Origin of the sequence: Myxococcus sp. AS-1-15, from assembly GCF_020037055.1 — a bacterium.
In the GTDB taxonomy this organism is placed as follows: Bacteria; Myxococcota; Myxococcia; order Myxococcales; family Myxococcaceae; genus Myxococcus; species Myxococcus fulvus.
On sequence record NZ_JAIQDF010000022.1, the window covers coordinates 103,909 to 121,242 of the forward strand.

16 protein-coding genes are annotated in these 17,334 nt (G+C 70.1%); 12 read left to right on the top strand and 4 right to left on the bottom strand.

Annotated features, from left to right (window positions below; genetic code table 11):
- Positions 1-63 precede the first annotated feature (63 nt).
- Both K8625_RS39505 and nadC read left to right on the top strand, forming a co-directional pair.
- Positions 64-3,879 carry a valine--tRNA ligase gene (locus K8625_RS39505; RefSeq protein WP_223785620.1) on the top strand — a complete coding sequence of 1,272 codons (3,816 nt, stop codon included), beginning with the start codon at positions 64-66 and terminating at the stop codon, positions 3,877-3,879.
- 11 nt (positions 3,880-3,890) lie between these two features.
- Positions 3,891-4,772 carry a carboxylating nicotinate-nucleotide diphosphorylase gene (nadC, locus tag K8625_RS39510; protein ID WP_174816738.1) on the top strand — a complete coding sequence of 294 codons (882 nt, stop codon included), beginning with the start codon at positions 3,891-3,893 and terminating at the stop codon, positions 4,770-4,772.
- 3 nt (positions 4,773-4,775) lie between these two features.
- Here the strand turns inward: nadC and K8625_RS39515 are convergent, their stop codons facing one another.
- Positions 4,776-5,480 (bottom strand): YafY family protein, encoded by a 705-nt coding sequence (locus tag K8625_RS39515; RefSeq protein ID WP_223785645.1) that lies wholly within the window; start codon positions 5,478-5,480, stop codon positions 4,776-4,778.
- Between the two features lie 104 nt (positions 5,481-5,584).
- Between K8625_RS39515 and K8625_RS39520 the strand changes: the two genes are divergently transcribed.
- Together K8625_RS39520 and K8625_RS39525 are read left to right on the top strand one after the other, a co-directional pair.
- On the top strand, positions 5,585-6,346 hold the full coding sequence (locus tag K8625_RS39520; RefSeq protein WP_223785621.1) for an alpha/beta fold hydrolase: 762 nt from the start codon (positions 5,585-5,587) through the stop codon (positions 6,344-6,346).
- A gap of 151 nt (positions 6,347-6,497) precedes the next feature.
- Complete coding sequence (locus K8625_RS39525; RefSeq protein WP_223785622.1) at positions 6,498-6,968, top strand: hypothetical protein; 471 nt, start codon at positions 6,498-6,500, stop codon at positions 6,966-6,968.
- Between the two features lie 15 nt (positions 6,969-6,983).
- Here the strand turns inward: K8625_RS39525 and K8625_RS39530 are convergent, their stop codons facing one another.
- Positions 6,984-8,600, bottom strand: a complete 1,617-nt coding sequence (locus tag K8625_RS39530) for an alkaline phosphatase family protein (RefSeq protein ID WP_223785623.1) — start codon at positions 8,598-8,600, stop codon at positions 6,984-6,986.
- Positions 8,601-8,700: 100 nt separating this feature from the next.
- On the opposite strand from K8625_RS39530, the gene K8625_RS39535 reads away from it, so the two are divergent.
- From K8625_RS39535 to K8625_RS39550, 4 genes are all read left to right on the top strand, one after another.
- Positions 8,701-9,111 carry a thioesterase family protein gene (locus tag K8625_RS39535; protein ID WP_223752019.1) on the top strand — a complete coding sequence of 137 codons (411 nt, stop codon included), beginning with the start codon at positions 8,701-8,703 and terminating at the stop codon, positions 9,109-9,111.
- Between the two features lie 13 nt (positions 9,112-9,124).
- Entirely contained in the window at positions 9,125-10,093 is a 969-nt protein-coding gene (gene glpX / locus K8625_RS39540; RefSeq protein ID WP_223785624.1) for a class II fructose-bisphosphatase, read from the top strand.
- 33 nt (positions 10,094-10,126) lie between these two features.
- Complete coding sequence (locus tag K8625_RS39545) at positions 10,127-10,552, top strand: type II toxin-antitoxin system RatA family toxin (RefSeq protein ID WP_223752017.1); 426 nt, start codon at positions 10,127-10,129, stop codon at positions 10,550-10,552.
- Positions 10,553-10,936: 384 nt separating this feature from the next.
- Positions 10,937-11,113, top strand: coding sequence for a hypothetical protein (locus K8625_RS39550; protein ID WP_194869062.1), 177 nt, complete (start codon positions 10,937-10,939; stop codon positions 11,111-11,113).
- Positions 11,114-11,232: 119 nt separating this feature from the next.
- Here the strand turns inward: K8625_RS39550 and K8625_RS39555 are convergent, their stop codons facing one another.
- The gene (locus K8625_RS39555) at positions 11,233-12,300 is read right to left on the bottom strand and encodes an ADP-ribosylglycohydrolase family protein (RefSeq protein WP_223752016.1); all 1,068 of its coding nucleotides are present in this window, start codon (positions 12,298-12,300) and stop codon (positions 11,233-11,235) included.
- Between the two features lie 79 nt (positions 12,301-12,379).
- On the opposite strand from K8625_RS39555, the gene surE reads away from it, so the two are divergent.
- The 4 genes from surE to K8625_RS39575 all read left to right on the top strand — a co-directional run bounded on the left by surE (position 12,380) and on the right by K8625_RS39575 (position 16,525).
- Positions 12,380-13,162, top strand: a complete 783-nt coding sequence (gene surE, locus K8625_RS39560; protein WP_223752015.1) for a 5'/3'-nucleotidase SurE — start codon at positions 12,380-12,382, stop codon at positions 13,160-13,162.
- A 2-nt stretch (positions 13,163-13,164) separates the two neighbouring features.
- Positions 13,165-14,121: a peptidoglycan DD-metalloendopeptidase family protein gene (locus tag K8625_RS39565; protein WP_223752014.1), complete on the top strand. Its 957-nt coding sequence runs from the start codon at positions 13,165-13,167 to the stop codon at positions 14,119-14,121.
- 124 nt (positions 14,122-14,245) lie between these two features.
- Positions 14,246-15,370, top strand: coding sequence for a hypothetical protein (locus tag K8625_RS39570; protein WP_223785625.1), 1,125 nt, complete (start codon positions 14,246-14,248; stop codon positions 15,368-15,370).
- Positions 15,371-15,385: 15 nt separating this feature from the next.
- A complete protein-coding gene (locus K8625_RS39575; RefSeq protein ID WP_223785626.1) occupies positions 15,386-16,525 on the top strand; it encodes a lipopolysaccharide assembly protein LapB in 1,140 nt (379 codons plus the stop codon).
- A 33-nt stretch (positions 16,526-16,558) separates the two neighbouring features.
- On the opposite strand, the gene lexA is transcribed toward K8625_RS39575, so the two are convergent.
- Positions 16,559-17,224: a transcriptional repressor LexA gene (lexA, locus tag K8625_RS39580; RefSeq protein WP_046714584.1), complete on the bottom strand. Its 666-nt coding sequence runs from the start codon at positions 17,222-17,224 to the stop codon at positions 16,559-16,561.
- Positions 17,225-17,334 lie beyond the last annotated feature (110 nt).

Here is a 17,334-nt window from a genome sequence, read left to right on the forward strand (position 1 = left end):
GGCGCCCCGCGCCGTAACCCCTTGACCTTTGCCGGCCCTCCTCAGGGGGGCTGGCCGTCTTCAATGACCGACACGACCGAACTGTCCAAGGCCTACGAGCCCACCGAGGTCGAGGCTCGCCTCTATGCCTTCTGGCTCGAGCGCGACTACTTCCGCGCCGCGGCGACCTCCGACAAGCCCGCCTTCTCCATCGTCCTGCCGCCGCCCAACGTCACGGGCAGCCTGCACATCGGCCACGCGCTCACCGCGACCATCCAGGACATCCTCACGCGCTGGAAGCGGATGAGCGGCTTCAACGCGCTCTGGCTGCCGGGCACGGACCACGCCGGCATCGCCACGCAGATGGTGGTGGAGAAGGAGCTCAAGAAGACCGAGGGCAAGAGCCGCCACGACCTGGGCCGCGAGAAGTTCCTGGAGCGCGTCTGGACGTGGAAGGGCAAGTACGGCGCCCGCATCGGCGAGCAGCACCGCTTCCTGGGCGCGTCGCTGGACTGGAGCCGCGAGCGCTTCACCATGGACGACCAGTCGTCGGCCGCGGTGCGCGAGGTCTTCGTCCGCCTGTACGAAGAGGGGCTGATGTACCGGGCCCAGAAGCTCATCAACTGGTGTCCCTCGTGCCGCACGGCGCTGAGCGACCTGGAGGTCGAGCACGAGGAGAAGAACGGCTCCATCTGGCACATCCGCTATCCCATCAAGGACAGCGAGCGCACGCTCACCGTGGCGACGACGCGCCCGGAGACGATGCTGGGCGACACCGCCGTGGCCATCCACCCGGAGGACGAGCGCTACCTGGGGCTCGCCGGCCAGCAGGTGGTGCTGCCGCTGACGGGCCGCGAGATTCCCATCATCGCGGACGCGGAGCTGGTGGACCCGAAGTTCGGCACCGGCGTGGTGAAGGTCACGCCCGCGCACGACTTCAACGACTACCAGACGGGCCTGCGTCACAAGCTGCCGATGCTGTCCATCCTGGACGAGTCGGCGAGGATGACGAAGGACACCGGCAAGTACGCCGGCATGGACCGCTTCGAGGCGCGCAAGGCGGTGCTCGCGGACCTGCAGGAGCAGGGGCTCCTGGAGAAGGAGGAGCCGCACAAGCTGAACGTCGGCACCTGCCAGCGCTGCACCACCGTGGTGGAGCCGCGCCTGTCGCCGCAGTGGTTCGTGAAGATCGAGCCGCTGGCGCGCCCGGCCATCGAGGCGGTGGAGCAGGGCCGCACCAAGTTCGTCCCCGAGTCGTGGACGAACACCTACTTCCACTGGATGCGCAACATCCACGACTGGTGCGTCAGCCGCCAGCTGTGGTGGGGCCACCAGATTCCCGCGTACTACTGCACGTCGTGCAGCCCCCGTCAGGGTGACGACACCGACCTCCCGCTGGATGCCCCGACGGTGAAGGTGGGCGGCGTGGACTTCGCTCGCGCGGAGCCCATCGTCGCGCGCACCGCGCCCGAGGCTTGCCCCAAGTGCGGCGGCAAGAGCTTCATCCAGGACCCGGACGTGCTGGACACCTGGTTCTCGTCCGCGCTCTGGCCCTTCTCCACGCTGGGCTGGCCGCGTGACACGGCGGAGCTGAAGACCTTCTACCCGACGTCCGTCATGGAGACGGGCCACGACATCATCTTCTTCTGGGTCGCCCGGATGATGATGATGGGCCTGCACTTCATGGGCGATGTGCCCTTCCGCACCGTGTACCTGCACGCGATGGTGCGCGACGAGAAGGGCGAGAAGATGTCCAAGACGAAGGGGAACGTCATCGATCCCCTGGACGTCATCCTCGGCGCGAAGCCCGAGCAGCTCAACGCGACGCTGAAGAACAAGTTCCCGCAGGGCATGCCCGCGTTCGGCGCGGACGCGCTGCGCTTCACGCTCGCCTCGCTCACCCAGCAGGGCCGCGACATCAAGCTGTCGATGGACCGGCTCGCTGGCTACAAGGCGTTCTGCAACAAGCTCTGGAACGCCAGCCGCTTCGCCCTCATGAACATGGGCGGCGGGTACCAGTACGACGGCCGCTCGCCGAAGGAGCTGCCGCTGACGCTGGCGGACCGGTGGATCCTCTCGCGCCTGCAGCGCGCGACCACGGAGGCTCGCGCGTCGCTGGAGGTCTACGGCTTCGCGGAGGCCGCCTCCACGCTCTACCAGTTCCTCTGGGCGGAGCTGTGCGACTGGTACATCGAGCTGTCGAAGCCCTCGCTCTACGGCGACGACGCGACGGCGAAGGACACCACGCGCGCGGTGCTGGTGTACGCGTTGGACCGCGTGCTGCGGCTGATGCACCCGTTCATGCCCTTCATCACCGAGGAGATCTGGCAGAAGCTGCCGATGTCCCGGCCGACGGAGAGCATCATGATCGCCTCCTACCCGGAGCCGGACGCGGCGCTGGTGGACGAGGCGGCCGAGTCGGAGATGGCGCCGGTCATCGCGGCCATCGAGGGGCTGCGCACCATCCGCGGTGAGAGCAACCTGTCGCCGGCCACCAAGCTGAAGGCCGTGGTGCAGAGCCCGGATGCGCGCACGCGCGAGCTGCTCGAGCGGTGGCGGGGCTACCTGCTGCCCCTGGCCGGCCTGTCCGACGTCCAGGTGGGCCCGCCGGGCGCCAAGCCTCCCCAGGCGGCGGCCTTCGTGGCGACGAACCTGGAGATCTACGTTCCGCTGGCCGGGCTCATCGACCTGGACGCGGAGCGGGACCGGCTGCGCAAGGAGATCGCCCGCGCCGAGCAGGAAGCGGCCAGCGTCCTGCGCAAGCTCGACAACCCCAACTTCGTGGCCAAGGCGCCTCCGGACGTGGTGGAGAAGGATCGCGCCCGCGTGGAGGAGTTGAAGGAGCGCAAGGCCAAGCTCGAAGATCACCTGCAGCGGATTGCCCCGGAGCCCTCCATGCCCGAGAACCTGCCGTCCGAGAGCACCACGCGTCCTGACGAGGAGAGTGCCTCCCCCTCCGAGCCGGCCCAGGTGAAGGTCGCCCCGTCGAAGGAAGAGACGGGCGGCGTCGACCTGGGCCAGGAGCTGAAGGGTGAGATGGGAGGGGACGAGGGCCAGGTGCCCCAGACGGACCCCCAGGTCCAGGACGCGCTCGCGAAGCTGCGCGAGGGGACGAAGGAGGGGCTGTCTCCCTCCGACCACCACGATCTGGGCGTCGCGTACATGAGCATGGGGCTCGTGGACGACGCGATGCGCGAGTTCGGCAAGGCGAAGGAGGGCGGCGATGGCCGCGAGGCTCCCGCCGATGCTCCCAAGGCCGAGAAGAAGCCCAAGAAGGCCAAGGCGCAGGCCGACGACGGGGCTCCCAGCGCGACGACGTTCCCGCCCCCGACGGAGGCTCCGGCCCCTGTCGCCAAGGCGGCTCCGGCGAAGAAGCCCGCCGCGCCCAAGCCCACGCCTCCGGGTGGGGTGGCCGCGAAGAAGGCCGGCGCGGACGTGGCGCCTCCGGGCGCGGAGTCCGTGGTGACGGCCCCGACGAAGAAGGCTCCCGCGGACACGGCTCCGGCGAAGAAGGCCGGCGCGAAGTCGGCGGGCAAGGCACCGGCCAAGAAGGCTGGCGCGAAGTCCACGGGCAAGGCCGCTGCGAAGAAGGCCGGCGCGAAGTCGGCGGGCAAGGCTCCGGCCAAGAAGGCTGGCGCGAAGTCCGCGGGCAAGGCCGCCGCGAAGAAAGGCGCCACGGCGAAGAAGGCCACGGGCAAGGCCGCCGCGAAGAAGGGCGCCTTGAAGAAGTCCGCGGGAACGGCCGCGAAGAAGGGCGCCCCGGCGAAGAAGGCCCCCGCGAAGTCGGCGGGCAAGAAGACGGGTGGCAAGGCCACCGCGAAGAAGGCCTCCGCCCGGAAGGCGGCGGCCAAGAAGGTCACCCGGGCGAAGCCCTCGGCACGGGCGAAGGCCCGGCGGTAGCAGGAGGAGACGTGCAGCAGGATTACCTGGATCGGCTCATCGACCTCGCCCTCGACGAAGACCTGGGGGCGGCGGGAGACGTCACCTCGCAAGCGCTCATCCCTCCCGACGCGGAGGGAAGCGCTGAGCTGGTCGCCAAGGAGCAGTTGGTCCTCGCGGGGCTGGAGGCCTTCACGCGCGTCTTTCACAAGGTCGACCCGGACGTCGAGGTGGAGCTGGTCCGCCAGGACGGCCAGGAGATCAAACCCAAGGTCGTGGCCGCCCGGTGTCACGGGCGGCTGCGCTCCCTGCTCGCCGCCGAGCGCACCGCGCTCAACCTCGTGCAGCGCGCCGCCGGCATCGCCACCCTGGCTCAGCAGGCGATGACGTCGGTGCGTGGCTCGAAGATGCAGGTGCTGGACACGCGCAAGACGCCGCCGGGCATGCGCGTGCTGGCCAAGGACGCCGTCCGCATGGGCGGTGCCACCAACCACCGCTTCGGCCTCTTCGATGGCGTCCTCATCAAGGACAACCACATCGCGGCGGTGGGCGGCTCCATCTCCGAGGCGCTCAAGCGCGCCAAGGCCAATGGCCCGCGCCTGTGCAAGATTGAAATCGAGGTCACCAACCTCAAGCAGCTCGCGGAGGCCCTGGAGGGTGGGGCGGACGTGGTGATGCTCGACAACATGGACGACGCGCAGATTCGCGAGGCCGTGAAGCTCGCGGGGGGCCGCGTGCCTCTCGAGGTCTCCGGCGGCGTCACGCTGGACCGGCTGCCCCGGCTGGCGAAGATGGGCGTGGACTTCGTCTCCATGGGCGCGCTGACGCACTCGGCGCGGGCCATGGACCTGTCGCTGGAGATCACCAGCACCAAGAAGCCGCGTCGTCCGCGCGCGACGCCCACTCAGGGCTGAGCGTCACTGCTCCGGGCCCTTGCCTTTCTGGGCGAGGGCCTGGGCCCGCAACCCCTCCATGTCGGGTGTGAAGTGGCGCCCGGGCACGCGGCGGGGCCGCTGGATGCGGTCCATCCGGAACATCCGCGCCGCGGACTTCTCCACGTCGCGCGCGAGCACGTACCAGACGGGCGCCTCGACGAGCAGCCCGTGCGGCTCGACGCACCGGCGGCTCTTCTTCCCATGCCGGTCCACGTAGTCGAAGGACAGGCACACCTGCTCACGGAAGGCCTGCTCGAACACGGCGAGCAGCTCCCGGGGCGGAGTCCCCAGCTCCGCCAGCACCCGCTCCGTCGCGGGCTTCCCCACCACCACGCGCCGGCAGAGCTCTCGCATGCCGCGTGCGCGCTCCTTCGGCACGCTGGCGAAGAGCTTGTCGAGCCCCGAGCGCGCCGCGTCCCCCCACGGCAGCGCGCTCCCCGTCGAGGACAGGCTCGCCATCAGCCACAGCGAGACGACCTCCTCCACGGACAGGTGGACGGCGGTGACGCCCCTGTCTCTTTCCAGGCGCACGCCACCTCCCGGGCCCGTGTCGCTGGCGATGGGCAGGCCCTGCCCGCGCAGCGTCGCGAGGTCCCGGTGGACGGTGCGCTCGCTCACCTCCAGCGCGGAGGCAATCTCCCCCACGGTGGTGGCCTCGCGCCCCCGCAGGAAGTCCACCAGACGCATCACTCGGCTGACTCGTGTCATTTGGTGACAGATTCTGACAGGGATGGGGCGTACTCAAGGATTCATGGCGCGGCTGGACGCGCTCTCGATTCCTGGAGGTCGTCATGAAGGGCACGGCGGGTGAGCTGTACGTGGATGATGGTGGCGTGGGTGGGCTTCCGGTGGTGTTCGTCCACTCGAGCGCCGGGAGCACGAAGCACTGGCGCGCGCAGCTGGAGCACCTGCGCACGTCGCGTCGCGCGCTCGCGTTGGACCTGCGCGGCCACGGCCAGTCCGAGCTCACGCAGGCCGCGGATGCCACCGTCGAGGACTTCGCCTCGGATGTGGCCGCGGTGGTGGAGGGGTTGAAGCTGGAGCGGTTCGTGCTCGTGGGACACAGCCTGGGCGGCGCGGTGTGCGCGGCGTACGCGGCGGCGAACCCCTCGCGCGTGGCGGGCTTGCTGCTGTTGGACCCCGCCTCCGACGGTCGCCAGATTCCCGCCGAGCAGGCCCAGGGGCTGATGGCGGTGCTGGGCTCGGACGCGTGGCTGGCCGTCGTGGAGGAGTACTGGGCGCCGATGCTCGCGCCGTCCAGCGAGGAGGTCCGGGCGCAGGTGCTCGCGGGCCTGCGCGCAACCCCGCGGCGCGCGGTGCGCTCCGGGCTGGGCGCGCTGCTGACGTTCGACCCGGTGACGGCGCTGCGGGCCTACCCCGGGCCCAAGCTGTCCGTGGTGACGGCGCACAACCAGGGGCCGGACGCGTACCAGCACGTGGTGTCCGAGCTGCCGTGCCTGAAGGTGGAACCCGTCACCGGACACTGGCTCCAGCTCGATGCGCCTGTGTGGGTGAATGGCGTCCTGGATCGGTTCCTCGCGACCACAAGTTGATCCACGGACGCGTCGGCCTCATCCTCGTTCCGAAGGGCGGCGAGGGTGTCGCGTGGTGGGCATTCGTGGTGTGCGGGCGTTGCCGGGAAATGTCGTGATGTGAAGATTCGAAGCGTAGGGCCAGCGTCGCGCCGTCATCCCCCAGCCGACCATGATCAAGTTTCCCAAGAAGCCCGGGGCCCGAGGGCTGCCGGACATTCCGCCGAAGGCGTCCGTCCCCGCACGTCCGCCTGACCCGAAGCCCCTGGCGCCGACACCGGCGCGGGCCAGCGCGTCTCCCAAGGACGCGTTCCAGCCCACGGCCAGCGTGCCCCGCACCGGCTTCGCGGCTTCGCAGGCGCGACTGTCGGTGCTGACCACGAAGAAGTCCGAGCTGGATCTCCAGGCCCAGCACATCCTCCAGTCGCGCAACCAGCTCAGCCACCTGATTGGCGTTTTGTCCAACCTGGCGGCGAAGCACCCACCTGGCTCGCGCGAGGGACGGACGCTGGAGTCGCGCATCGCGAACATCCAGCAGGTGGACAAGGCGTTCGAGCTCCAGTTGCAGCAGCTCTCCACCCAGCGTCAGTCGGTGGAGGCGGAGCTCGACGCCGTCCAGAAGCTCATCGCGAAGACCCCCTAGGACCGGGGACTCGCGTCACTTGCCGGTGAGGATCTCCGCTCGGGGCTTGCCCTCTGTCGACGCGGGCATACCCATCTCCATCAGCGCCGCGAGCGTGGGCGCCACGTCCACCGGGTCCAGCTCCGTCATGTACGTGCCCGGCTTGACGCCCTTGCCCGCGAACACCACGGGCACCTGCGAGTCGTACGAGTACGGCGAGCCGTGCGTGCTGCCCTGCGCGTCGTAATAGACGACCTGGAAGGGGGCCAGCATGTAGAGCACGTCGCCGCTGCGCTCCGGGTAGTAGCCCTTGCGCAGCGTGGCCAGGTGGCCCGCCGGGTCCGGCGCGGAGAACAGCTCCTCGCGCGTCACCGCCGCCACCACGATGGGCTGCTTCTTCAGCCAGTCCACCACCGCGCGCCGCACCTGGGCCCCATCCACCTTGCCCGACGTCAGCGCGGGGCCCCCCAGGTACACGTCCAGCTCCTCCATCGCCACGGTGACGTCCGGCCCGAAGCGCTCCTTCACCATCGCCGTGATTCCCTCGCTGATGGCCTTCGGGTGCATCCGCTGAGCGGGCAGTCCCGCCGCGGCCCACTCCTCGGGCGCCGCCGCTCCGCCGTGGTCCGCCACCAGCGCGATGCTCAGGTTGGCGCGACCGCCCGCCGCGCGCTCGGCCGCGGAGATGAGCTCCCCCAGGGCCTTGTCCAACCGCAGCACCGTGTCCTGCATCTCCCACGAGTACGGGCCGTACTCATGGAACACGTTGTCCGTGCCGCTGAAGCTCACCATGAGCAGGTCCGGCACCGCGTCCTTGCCCAGTCCCTCGCCGGCGATGGCCGCCTTGGCCGCCTCCACGAGGAACTCGTGCGAGTCCGGGGATACGCCGAACGCCTTGTAGAAGTCCGTCCCCGGCGCCTTCAACCCTCCCGTGAGCGGGTGGGGGAACACGCGGCCCAGGCCGTACGAGTCCGCCTCGTGGGGCAGGTCATCCTCGCCCACGTACTCGGCGCGCGGACGCGACAGCTCCCATGTCTTGCCGAAGGACCGGTCCGGAAGCTTGCGCGCGTTGAACTGCTGGAGCCACTGGGGGAACTCCTTCGCGTACCAGGTGCCGGTGACGAACTTGCCGCTGTCCTCGTCGAACCACCACGCCTGACCCAGCCGGCCCGCCATGGCGATGGCCGAGCGGGACTTGAGCGACATCGACACCGCCTTGCCGCGCTGCTGCGTGGCCATGCGCAGCCGGTCCGCCAGCGTCTCCGCCATCAGGTTGACGGGGCTCGCGTCCTGGCCCGGCTTGGACGCGGCCTCCAGCACCGGGTGCGCCGGGTCCACGAACGAATAGACCCGCTTGCCCGAGGCCCGGTCCCACCAGCGGTTGTCGACGATGCCGTGGCGCCACGGGTTGGCGCCGGTGGCCAGCGTGGTGTGGCCCGGCGCCGTGCGGCACTTCGCGTAGCCATAGCGCGCGTACGGGAAGTAGGCGCCACTGTCGAGCAGTTGACCCAAGCCGCCCTGGAGCCGGGGCCGGTTGCGCAAGAGGACGTCGCTGCCGAGCGCGTCCACGGTGATGAGCAGGGTGAGTCGGGGAGGACGCGCGGCGGCGGGGAGCGACGCCAGCACCGCGGTCAGGACGAGGGCGCGAATCATACGTCCGAGAAGCTGCACTGCCCGGCCGCGTGGATGCAATCCAGAAGGTACGTCGCGGCTTGGACGCAGGCGCCCACCCCCTGCTACGGTCCGCGCCCTCATGGTCGAGGCCCGACTTCGCGTCATCTACGGCGACACCGATCAGATGGGTGTCGTGTACTACGCGAACTACTTCCGCTACTTCGAGTTCGCCCGGAGCGAGTTCTTCCGCGCGCGCGGTGGCAGCTACCGGGAGCTGGAGGGCTCCGGGTTGATGCTGCCCGTGGCGGAGGCGAGCTGCGCGTACAAGGCGCCCGCGCGCTATGACGACATGCTCGTCATCCGCGCGAGCGTGAGCGAGTTGCGGCGGGCCTCGGTCGTGTTCACCTACGAGCTTTTTCGCGAGGGCGAGCCGCGCACGTTGCTGTGCACCGGTCGTACCCTCCACGCGTGCGTGGGGCGCGACGGCAAGCCCACGCGGTTGCCGGAGTCCGTGGCCCGGCTGCTGGAAAATCCGAACGCAGGACCTTGAAGGAGCACAGAAGATGGATCGCAACCTGGCAATGGAGGTGGTGCGCGTCACCGAGATGGCGGCCATCGCCTCCGCCCGCCTGATGGGCCGTGGGGACAAGAACGAGTCGGACCAGGCCGCCGTGGACGCGATGCGCCGCGCCTTCGACGCGCTGCACATCGACGGCACCATCGTCATCGGCGAGGGCGAGCGCGACGAGGCGCCCATGCTCTACATCGGCGAGAAGGTGGGCCGCCGCGCCGACGGTGACCCCGCGGTGGACATCGCGTTGGACCCGCTCGAGGGCACCAACCTGTGCGCCTACGGCCGTCCAGGCTCCATCACCGTGGTGGCCATGGCCAGCAAGGGCGGGCTGCTCAACGCGCCGGACACGTACATGGAGAAGCTGGCCGTGGGCCCCAGGGCCCGGGGCGCCATCGACCTGCGCAAGAGCGCCACGGAGAACCTGCGCACCATCGCGGAGAAGATGAAGGTCTACGTGTCGGACCTCACCGTGGTGGTGCTGGACCGTGAGCGGCACCAGGACCTCATCAAGGAGATCCGCGCCGCGGGCGCGCGCATCCGGCTCATCGAGGACGGTGACGTGGCGGGCGCCATCGCCACGTGCTTCGAGGGCACGGGCGTGGACGTGCTGATGGGCACCGGCGGCGCCCCCGAGGGCGTCATCGCGGCGGCGGCCATCCGCGCCACCGGCGGCGACATGCAGGGCCGGCTGGTGCCCCGCAACGCGGGCGAAGTCGAGCGCGCGAAGAAGATGGGCATCACCGACATGGCGAAGATCTACGCGGCGGAGGAGCTGGCCCGGGGCGAGGTGATGTTCGCGGCCACGGGTGTCACCAGCGGCGACTTCCTCAAGGGCGTGCGCTTCTTCGGCGGCGGCTGCGAGACGCACTCGGTGGTGATGCGCAGCAAGACGAGCACCGTGCGCTTCATCCAGTCCCTGCACAAGTTCGACAAGAAGCCGGGATACGCTTCCATCTAGGCCGACCCCTCGACGCTTTCGGAGACCGACACCATGCCTGGCGCCACGCGGACCATCGTCATCAACGCCCCCATCGAGAAGGTGTTCGATGTCATCACGCAGTACGAGCGCTACCCGGAGTTCCTCCCGGAGGTGAAGGAGATCCGCACCGCCAACCGCAAGGGCGACACCGTCGACGTCCACTACAAGGTCGACGTGATGAAGACCGTCCGCTACTCCATCCGCGTGGTGGAGGAGCGCCCGCGCCGCATGGCCTGGACCTTCATCGAGGGCGAGGTCATGAAGGACAACAAGGGCAGCTGGCTGCTGGAGGCCGAGGGCGAGGGCAAGACGCGCGCGACCTACAACGTGGAGATGGCCCTGGGGCTGCTCGTGCCCAAGGCCGTCGTCAACGCCCTGGTGGACACCTCGCTGCCCAAGATGCTGGACGCCTTCAAGAAGCGCGCGGAGTCGCCCTGAGTCAGGGGTCCACCCGGACCCCTTGCCGGACGTTGACCCCGCCTGTCACGCGGCAGGCAGGCGGGCGAGCCCTTCCAGCAGGGAGGCTGACCTCCCTGAAGGGCGACGTGTGCCCGAGAAGGGTCTGCTTGCGGGCCGTCGTGAGGGCATTAGAATCAACACCATCCCGACCGGAAGTTTCGGATGTCCATGACATCTATGCCACGGTTCCCCTGGCCCTGATGTCGGATGGCGGACGAGCAACCGTGCGAGATGGCGGCAGCGTACCCAGTGCGGAACCGGGGTTCTTAATTTGCATCTGAGTGTCGTGGAAGTCGAAGCGCTTTTCGGGCGGGACGGCGGGCGTACATCGGGGTACGTAGGCTGAGGGGAGACGGAAGACCCATGCTCGACGCCTTCATCATCGAGGAAATCAAGCGCCGCGAGCGCCGCCGCGAGGACCACGACAGGCCCGTGGTGGAGCTGCCGCTGCCCATGCCGGACGACCGCCCTCGGCGACGGACGGAGACCGAGGAAGAGAAGCCCCAGCGGGGCGTGGTGGTCATCGACATGCTCTCGTGAAGAGACAACCTCACGCGGCCCCATGGCCGCGTCGTGTGGCCAGGAGCCCGCGGCGGACGTCCCGATGAGGACGGTCCACCGCGGGCTTCGTGCATCCTGGGCCCGGGCGGGGACGGCCCTCAGGTGGCCGCGAGCCCCAGCAGGTGGCGGGGGTGGTAGACGTCCCACAGGGGGCCCTTCTGGGTGGAGAGGGCCTCCAGCACGTGCTTCCTCCACTCGGCGGGCAGGGCCTCCTCGCCGTGGAAGGCGCCCACCAGCGCGCCGGTGACGGCGCCGTGGACCTCGGTGTCTCCGCCCCGGTGGATGACGTCGATGAGGGCGGCCTGGGCGGTGGGCGCGTGCAGGAGCTCCCAGAAGGCCAGCCGGAAGGCGACGTGGATGGCGTGCTGGGCGCGGTGCACGTGCAGCTCCGGGCCGTACAGGCGCGGGTCGTCGTCCCGGGCGCGCGCCAGGTCCTCGCGCAGCAGCTGCTGGGCGAAGGCCACCTCCTGGACGTAGTCGGGCGCGGAGCGGCCGAGCGCCGCGCCGGCGAGCAGCAGGCCGGACTCCGCCGCGGTGAGCACGTCCTCGAGCTTGAGCTCCGCGCCGCTGGTGACGGCCTTGGCGATGGCGGCGGTGAGGCTCGCGCAGGCAAGCTGGCAGCGTGGGTCGTAGTGGGTGAGGGCGGAGTCCTCGAGCGAGGCCTGGGTGCGGGCCTTCGGGTCGCTCGCCAGGTAGACGCCCAGGGGGGCGACGCGCGCGAGGCTGCCGGCGCCCACGGCCTTGCGGTGGCCCCGGAGCCATACGCGGCGGCCCGCGCCGAGCGGTGGCAGGCCGGACTGGCACTCCTCGAACACTTCCTTGAGGGGTTCGCTGACGTCGAAGGCGTGGGGCTGCCAGGCGCGGTAGCGGCGCAGGGCATCCGCGGCGTCGTAGCGCTTGAAGTCCCGCAGGCTGTGGCCCAGGGCGCAGGCCAGGTGGACCTCCTCCGTCACCTGGCCCTTGCGCAGCTGCTGGGGTCCTCCACCGGACATCGCGGTGTAGATGCCGTCCGCCAGGGTGGGGAAGGCGGGCGCGTGGAGGGGCCGGTGCGCGGTGGGCACCGCGAGGGCGTTGCCCACGGCGAGCCCCAGCAGGGCGCCCCTGCGTCGCTGGGCGAGGAGCGGATCAGGCCCCTGAGGGGCATTGCGGCGACGGGGCGGCGGCATTCGGCGGGTGGACACTGTAGCAGCGCGGTCCCCGAGTGTGCTTGCCCACTCCGGAGGGCTCCTCTACAACCGCGCGGCCATGCGGAAACCGCGGATTCTCGTATCCAACGACGACGGCTATTTCTCCGAGGGACTCCAGGCGCTGGTGGAGGCGGTGACGCCGCTGGGAGAGGTCTGGGTGGTGGCGCCGGACCGCGAGCAGAGCGCCGCGTCCCACGCCATCTCCCTGCACCGGCCCCTGCGCATCAAGGAGGTCCGCGAGCGGTGGTTCGCCATCGACGGGACGCCGACCGACTGCGCTTATCTGGCCATCGTCCATCTCCTGAAGGATGATCGCCCCACGCTCATGGTGTCCGGCATCAACCACGGTTCGAATCTGGCCGAAGACGTCACCTACTCGGGGACGGTCGCGGCGGCGATGGAAGGGGCCCTCCTGGGGGTGCCCGCCATCGCGTTCAGCCTCGTGGCGCGGGGCACGTTCGACTTCGCGCCCGCGGCCCGGTTCGCCCGCGCGCTGGTGACGGAGGCGCTGTCGCGTCCGTTGCCCAAGCGGATGCTGCTCAACGTGAACATCCCGGGTGGGGTGGAGCCGGAGGGCTACAGCGTCACGCGGCTGGGGCGCCACTCGTACGGCTACGGCGTGGTGGAGAAGGAGGACCCTCGCGGCCGGAAGTACTACTGGATTGGCGGCAGCGACTATCAGCACGAGGACATCCCGGGCAGCGACTGCAACGCCGTGCACCTGGCGAAGCGGGTGTCGGTGACGCCGCTGCACCTGGACCTGACGGACCATGGTCGCCTCGAGGACCTGGGAGGGTGGAACCTCCAGGGCTTCGCCCGACACGAGCCGGATGGTGCCTAGCGTTGAGGCCCGGCATCTGCATCCGAGCGGCCAGGGCGCTCCTGTTCCTCCTGTCGACCGTCGTCGTGACGGGCTGCGTGGGCCCCCGGGCGTCTTCCTCCGGGACGGAGCTCTCGCTGGTGCAGGAGACCAGGTCGCAGGCCGTCTCGGGTGACGGAGCCGGTGCGTCCGCCGCGTCGGGCGAAGCGCCACCGCCGAAGTCGGGGGCGTTCCCGTTCGCGCTGCGCTCCTCGCACGACGAGCCGGAGCTGGTGGCCGTGCGCCACCGCGTGGCCGCGGGCGAGACGGTGTACCGCATCGCCAAGACGTACGGGCTCACGGTGGACGAGCTCAAGTCCGCCAACGGCATCAAGGACGTGCGCTCGCTGGCGGTGGGCCAGGAGCTGACGATTCCGGGCGTGGAGCGGCGCGTGCCGGTGGATGCGCCGGAAACGATCGCGGCGGAGGCGGACCCGGAGCCGGTGCGCACCTCGGTGGAGACCCCGCCCCGTCGCGGTGGGCCGGTGGTGGCGCGGCGCGAGGAGCCGCCGCGTCGACCCGTGTCGCGTCCGGGCGCGCGGCCCCGGCTGGCCACGCAGGGGATGATCGACTGGCCCCTCAAGGGCGTCCTGTACGGGAGATTCGGGAAGAAGGGGCGCGAGCCGCACGACGGCATCGACCTAGCGGCGCCCTCGGGGACGCCGGTGAAGACGGCGCAGGAGGGCACGGTGCTCTACGCCGGCGAGCAGCGCGGCTACGGCAACATCGTCATCGTCGAGCACGAGAACCGGCTCATCACGCTGTACGCGCACAACCGCGACTTGCGCGTGCGCACGGGGCAGAAGGTCCGCCGCTCGCAGGTCATCGCGACGGTGGGGGAGTCCGGCAAGACGTCCGGTCCGCACCTGCACTTCGAACTGCGGCTGGATGGGAAGCCCGTGGACCCGCTCGACTACCTGGGGCCGATGCCCAGCCTGTGAGCGCCTGGCCGGGGAGGGCGGGGCTCGCCTCGTCGCCTGCTGGGGGCGGGTTCCCGTGAGAATGTTCCATCGAGACCGGGCAGGCCCTCCGGGTGGGGGCCGGGGAAGGGTAGAGTCCCGCGCCGTGTCGCGCGTCTTCGCCCAGCTCGTGGTCCTCCTCGTCCTTGCTCCCTCCGCGTGGGCACAGTCCCCCGTGGCGTCGGTGCCGCCCCCCGAGGCTCCGCAGGTGGGCTCGGCCCCAACGCCTCCGGCCTCCGAAGCTCCCGCCGTCACCGCGCCGTCCGCTCCCGCTCCAGACGAAGCGCCGATGAGCGTCGCGGTGCTCGCGTTCGACTCCAATCCTTCCGCGCGGGACTCGGTGACGGGCGTCACCTCGCTCATCACCGCGCGCCTCGCCGAGTCACCCCGCCTCTGGGTCATCTCCCAGCGCGACCTCGAGGCGTCCCTCGACGCCGAGCGCCGCCGCCAGCTCGCCGAGCTCGAGACATGCGACGTCGGCCCGTGCCTCCAGCAGCTCGCCACCCTCACCGGCGCGCGCTACGTCGTGTCCGGCCGCGTGGACCGCTTCGGCGACTCGTACCTGCTCACCGCCCGACTGGTGGACACGGAGGCGGGGCTGACGCTCGCGAAGCCGCGCGCCGAGTCCCCCGAGGCCGACACGCTGTTCCCCACCGTCTACGCCATCGCCGACGCGCTGGTCGCCGAGCTCGTCAACCCCGGCGAGAACCACGGTGCCCGACCGCTGATTGGCGGCGCGCCTCGCACGGGCGGCGGCGGCCTGTCCCTGGGCCTGCGCATCAACAACAACTTCGTCGACAAGCTCGCCACCCTGAACCCGGGCGCCGACGTGGAGGTGGGCTACTGGTTCCACCCCGAGTGGCTCGGCTTCATCCAGGTGGGCTTCTCCTACGTGCAGTCCACCACCGAGGGCGCCAAGGGCGGCCTCAACGTCCTGCCCAGCGTCGTGGGCGCGCGCCACTACCACAACGTGGAGAAGTCCCTGCGCCCGTACTGGGGCTTCGGCCTGGGCGTGCAGCTGTCCTTCGGCGACTTCGGCATCTTCCAGTCCACCGGCCCCCTGCCCACCGTCGTGGGCTTCATCGGGCTGGAGTACCTCATCGCCGGCCACGTCGGCGTCCAACTGGAGGCGGGCACCAACGTCGCCCAGGCGGTGCTCGGCCTGGCGGAATCCCAGCTCGGCGATGGCCTCAATCTGGACCTCAACCTGGGCATCGCGTACCACTTCTAGGATTCGGAGCCCCTCATGTTCCAGCGCCTGCGCGCCTTCCCGCTGATTGCCCTGCTCGCCGCCGCCGCGTGCGACGAGCGCCCCACGGTGACGCCCAAGGACCACGCGGAGGGCCTCTACATCAAGGGCACCGCCGAGTACCTCCAGGGCCAGTTCACCGCCGCGCTCGCGTCCTTCGACGAGATGCAGAAGCTGGCCCCCAATGACCCCCGGCTGCCCGCCGCCCGAGGCGAGGTCTACCTCTCCATGGGGAAGATCTCCGAGGCCGCCACCGAGTTCGAGGCCGCCCTCAAGCTGGAGCCCAAGCGCTCCACCAACTGGAGCCGCCTGGGCTTCGTCCAGGCCCAGCTGGGCCGCACCGACGAGGCCATGAGCTCGCTGCGCAAGGCCATCGGCCTGTACCCCAACGACGCCAACGCGCTGGAGCAGCTGGGCGAAATCCACTTCAAGAAGGGCGAGCACGAGGAGGCCGTCCGCCACTTCATCCTCGCCGCCAACGTCGCCTCCCATCTGGAGGCGAAGTCCGAGCTCATCCTTCGCGCCGTCGACGTGCTGACGAAGCAGGGGCGCGAGCCGGAAATCCTGGCGCTGGCGCAGAAGTCCGCCAACGAGGGGGTGCGCACCGTGGGCGTGCTCACCACCCTGGGGGACTCACTCGTGCGCGCCAAGAAGCTGCCCGAGGCCGCCGCCGCCTACCAGGAGGCCGCCAGCAAGTCCCCGAGAGACCCGACGCTGTGGGAGCTGGTCGGCACCATCCACCTGCAGCTCGACAAGCCGGGCGACGCCATCGCCGCGTACAAGGAGTCCCTGCGCGTGAAGGACCGCGCCATCGTCCACGTGGCGCTGGCGCGCATCCAGCTCGCGATGAAGAGCAAGGAGGGCGCGGAGCAGGAGCTCGCCGCCGCGCTCGAGTCCGTGCAGGGCAACGACGTGCGTGAGCTGCGGGAGCTGGCGGACCTGCTCGTCACCATGGAGCGCAAGTCGGATGCGCTGCGCATCCTCGGCAACCTGAGCGCCGAGAAGGACATGGCGAAGGACGCGGAGCTCCACCTCACCACGGCGCGCCTCGCGCGAGACTTGAAGGACGTCGCGCTCCAGCAGACCGCGTGTGCCCGCGCGCTGGCCGCGGACCCCGCCCAGAAGAAGTGCCCCTGAGCTCCACGGGGAGCCCAGGAGCACGCAAGGCCGCTACGCGCGTCCGCCCTGCATCTTCCGGTACACGCCGACGACCAGGCCCAGGATCATCGTCGAGCGGAACTCCGTGCGGCTCACGTAGATGGGCTGCATGGTCGCGTTCGCCGGCTGGAAGCGGATGCGGTCGCCCTCCGGGTAGTAGCGCTTCACCGTGGCCTCGTCCTCGATGAGCGCCACCACGATGTCGCCCGGCTGGGCGGCCGGCGTCTTCTTCACGAAGAGGTAGTCGCCGTCGTGGATGCCGTCGTCAATCATGGACTGGCCCTTCACCCGCAGGGCGAAGACCTCCCGGCCGTTGACGCCTCCCAAAAGGAAGCTGTCGATCTTGACCGAGTCCTCCATGTGCTCCTGCGCGAGCAGCGGCGCGCCGGCGGCCACCTTGCCCAGCAGGGGGACCTCCACCATGCCCGCATCGCGCTTGGCGCCCAGGCCCAAGAGCAGCCGGGCCCGCTTGGTGGGCACCAGCGAGCGGCTCTGCTGCTCGCCCCGGTTCAGGTAGCCCTTTCGCTCCAGCGCCTTGAGGTGGTCGTTCACCCCGTTGGTGGAGCGGATGTCCATGTGCTCGCCAATCTCCCGGATGGTGGGCGGGAATCCGCGAGTCTCCGTCTCCTTCACGATGAAGCTGAGAATCTCGCGCTGGCGGTCCGTCAGCTCTTCCATGCGCTCCCTCGCTCGGCGGGCCTGATTGCTACAGGGCGGTTGCCCAGGCAACAGGCTTTCAGTGTCCACTCTCCCTGAACAGACGTGTAGAGTCAATTCGTTCAGTGTCC

Bases quoted from the DNA above. Each gene is read 5' to 3' on its own strand.
- K8625_RS39505 (WP_223785620.1), top strand. From the start codon at position 64: ATGACCGACACGACCGAACTGTCCAAGGCCTACGAGCCCACCGAGGTC.
- K8625_RS39515 (WP_223785645.1), bottom strand. From the start codon at position 5,480: ATGCGTCTGGTGGACTTCCTGCGGGGGCGCGAGGCCACCACCGTGGGG.
- K8625_RS39520 (WP_223785621.1), top strand. From the start codon at position 5,585: ATGAAGGGCACGGCGGGTGAGCTGTACGTGGATGATGGTGGCGTGGGT.
- K8625_RS39525 (WP_223785622.1), top strand. From the start codon at position 6,498: ATGATCAAGTTTCCCAAGAAGCCCGGGGCCCGAGGGCTGCCGGACATT.
- K8625_RS39530 (WP_223785623.1), bottom strand. From the start codon at position 8,600: ATGATTCGCGCCCTCGTCCTGACCGCGGTGCTGGCGTCGCTCCCCGCC.
- K8625_RS39535 (WP_223752019.1), top strand. From the start codon at position 8,701: ATGGTCGAGGCCCGACTTCGCGTCATCTACGGCGACACCGATCAGATG.
- glpX (WP_223785624.1), top strand. From the start codon at position 9,125: ATGGATCGCAACCTGGCAATGGAGGTGGTGCGCGTCACCGAGATGGCG.
- K8625_RS39545 (WP_223752017.1), top strand. From the start codon at position 10,127: ATGCCTGGCGCCACGCGGACCATCGTCATCAACGCCCCCATCGAGAAG.
- K8625_RS39550 (WP_194869062.1), top strand. From the start codon at position 10,937: ATGCTCGACGCCTTCATCATCGAGGAAATCAAGCGCCGCGAGCGCCGC.
- K8625_RS39555 (WP_223752016.1), bottom strand. From the start codon at position 12,300: ATGCCGCCGCCCCGTCGCCGCAATGCCCCTCAGGGGCCTGATCCGCTC.
- surE (WP_223752015.1), top strand. From the start codon at position 12,380: ATGCGGAAACCGCGGATTCTCGTATCCAACGACGACGGCTATTTCTCC.
- K8625_RS39575 (WP_223785626.1), top strand. From the start codon at position 15,386: ATGTTCCAGCGCCTGCGCGCCTTCCCGCTGATTGCCCTGCTCGCCGCC.
- lexA (WP_046714584.1), bottom strand. From the start codon at position 17,224: ATGGAAGAGCTGACGGACCGCCAGCGCGAGATTCTCAGCTTCATCGTG.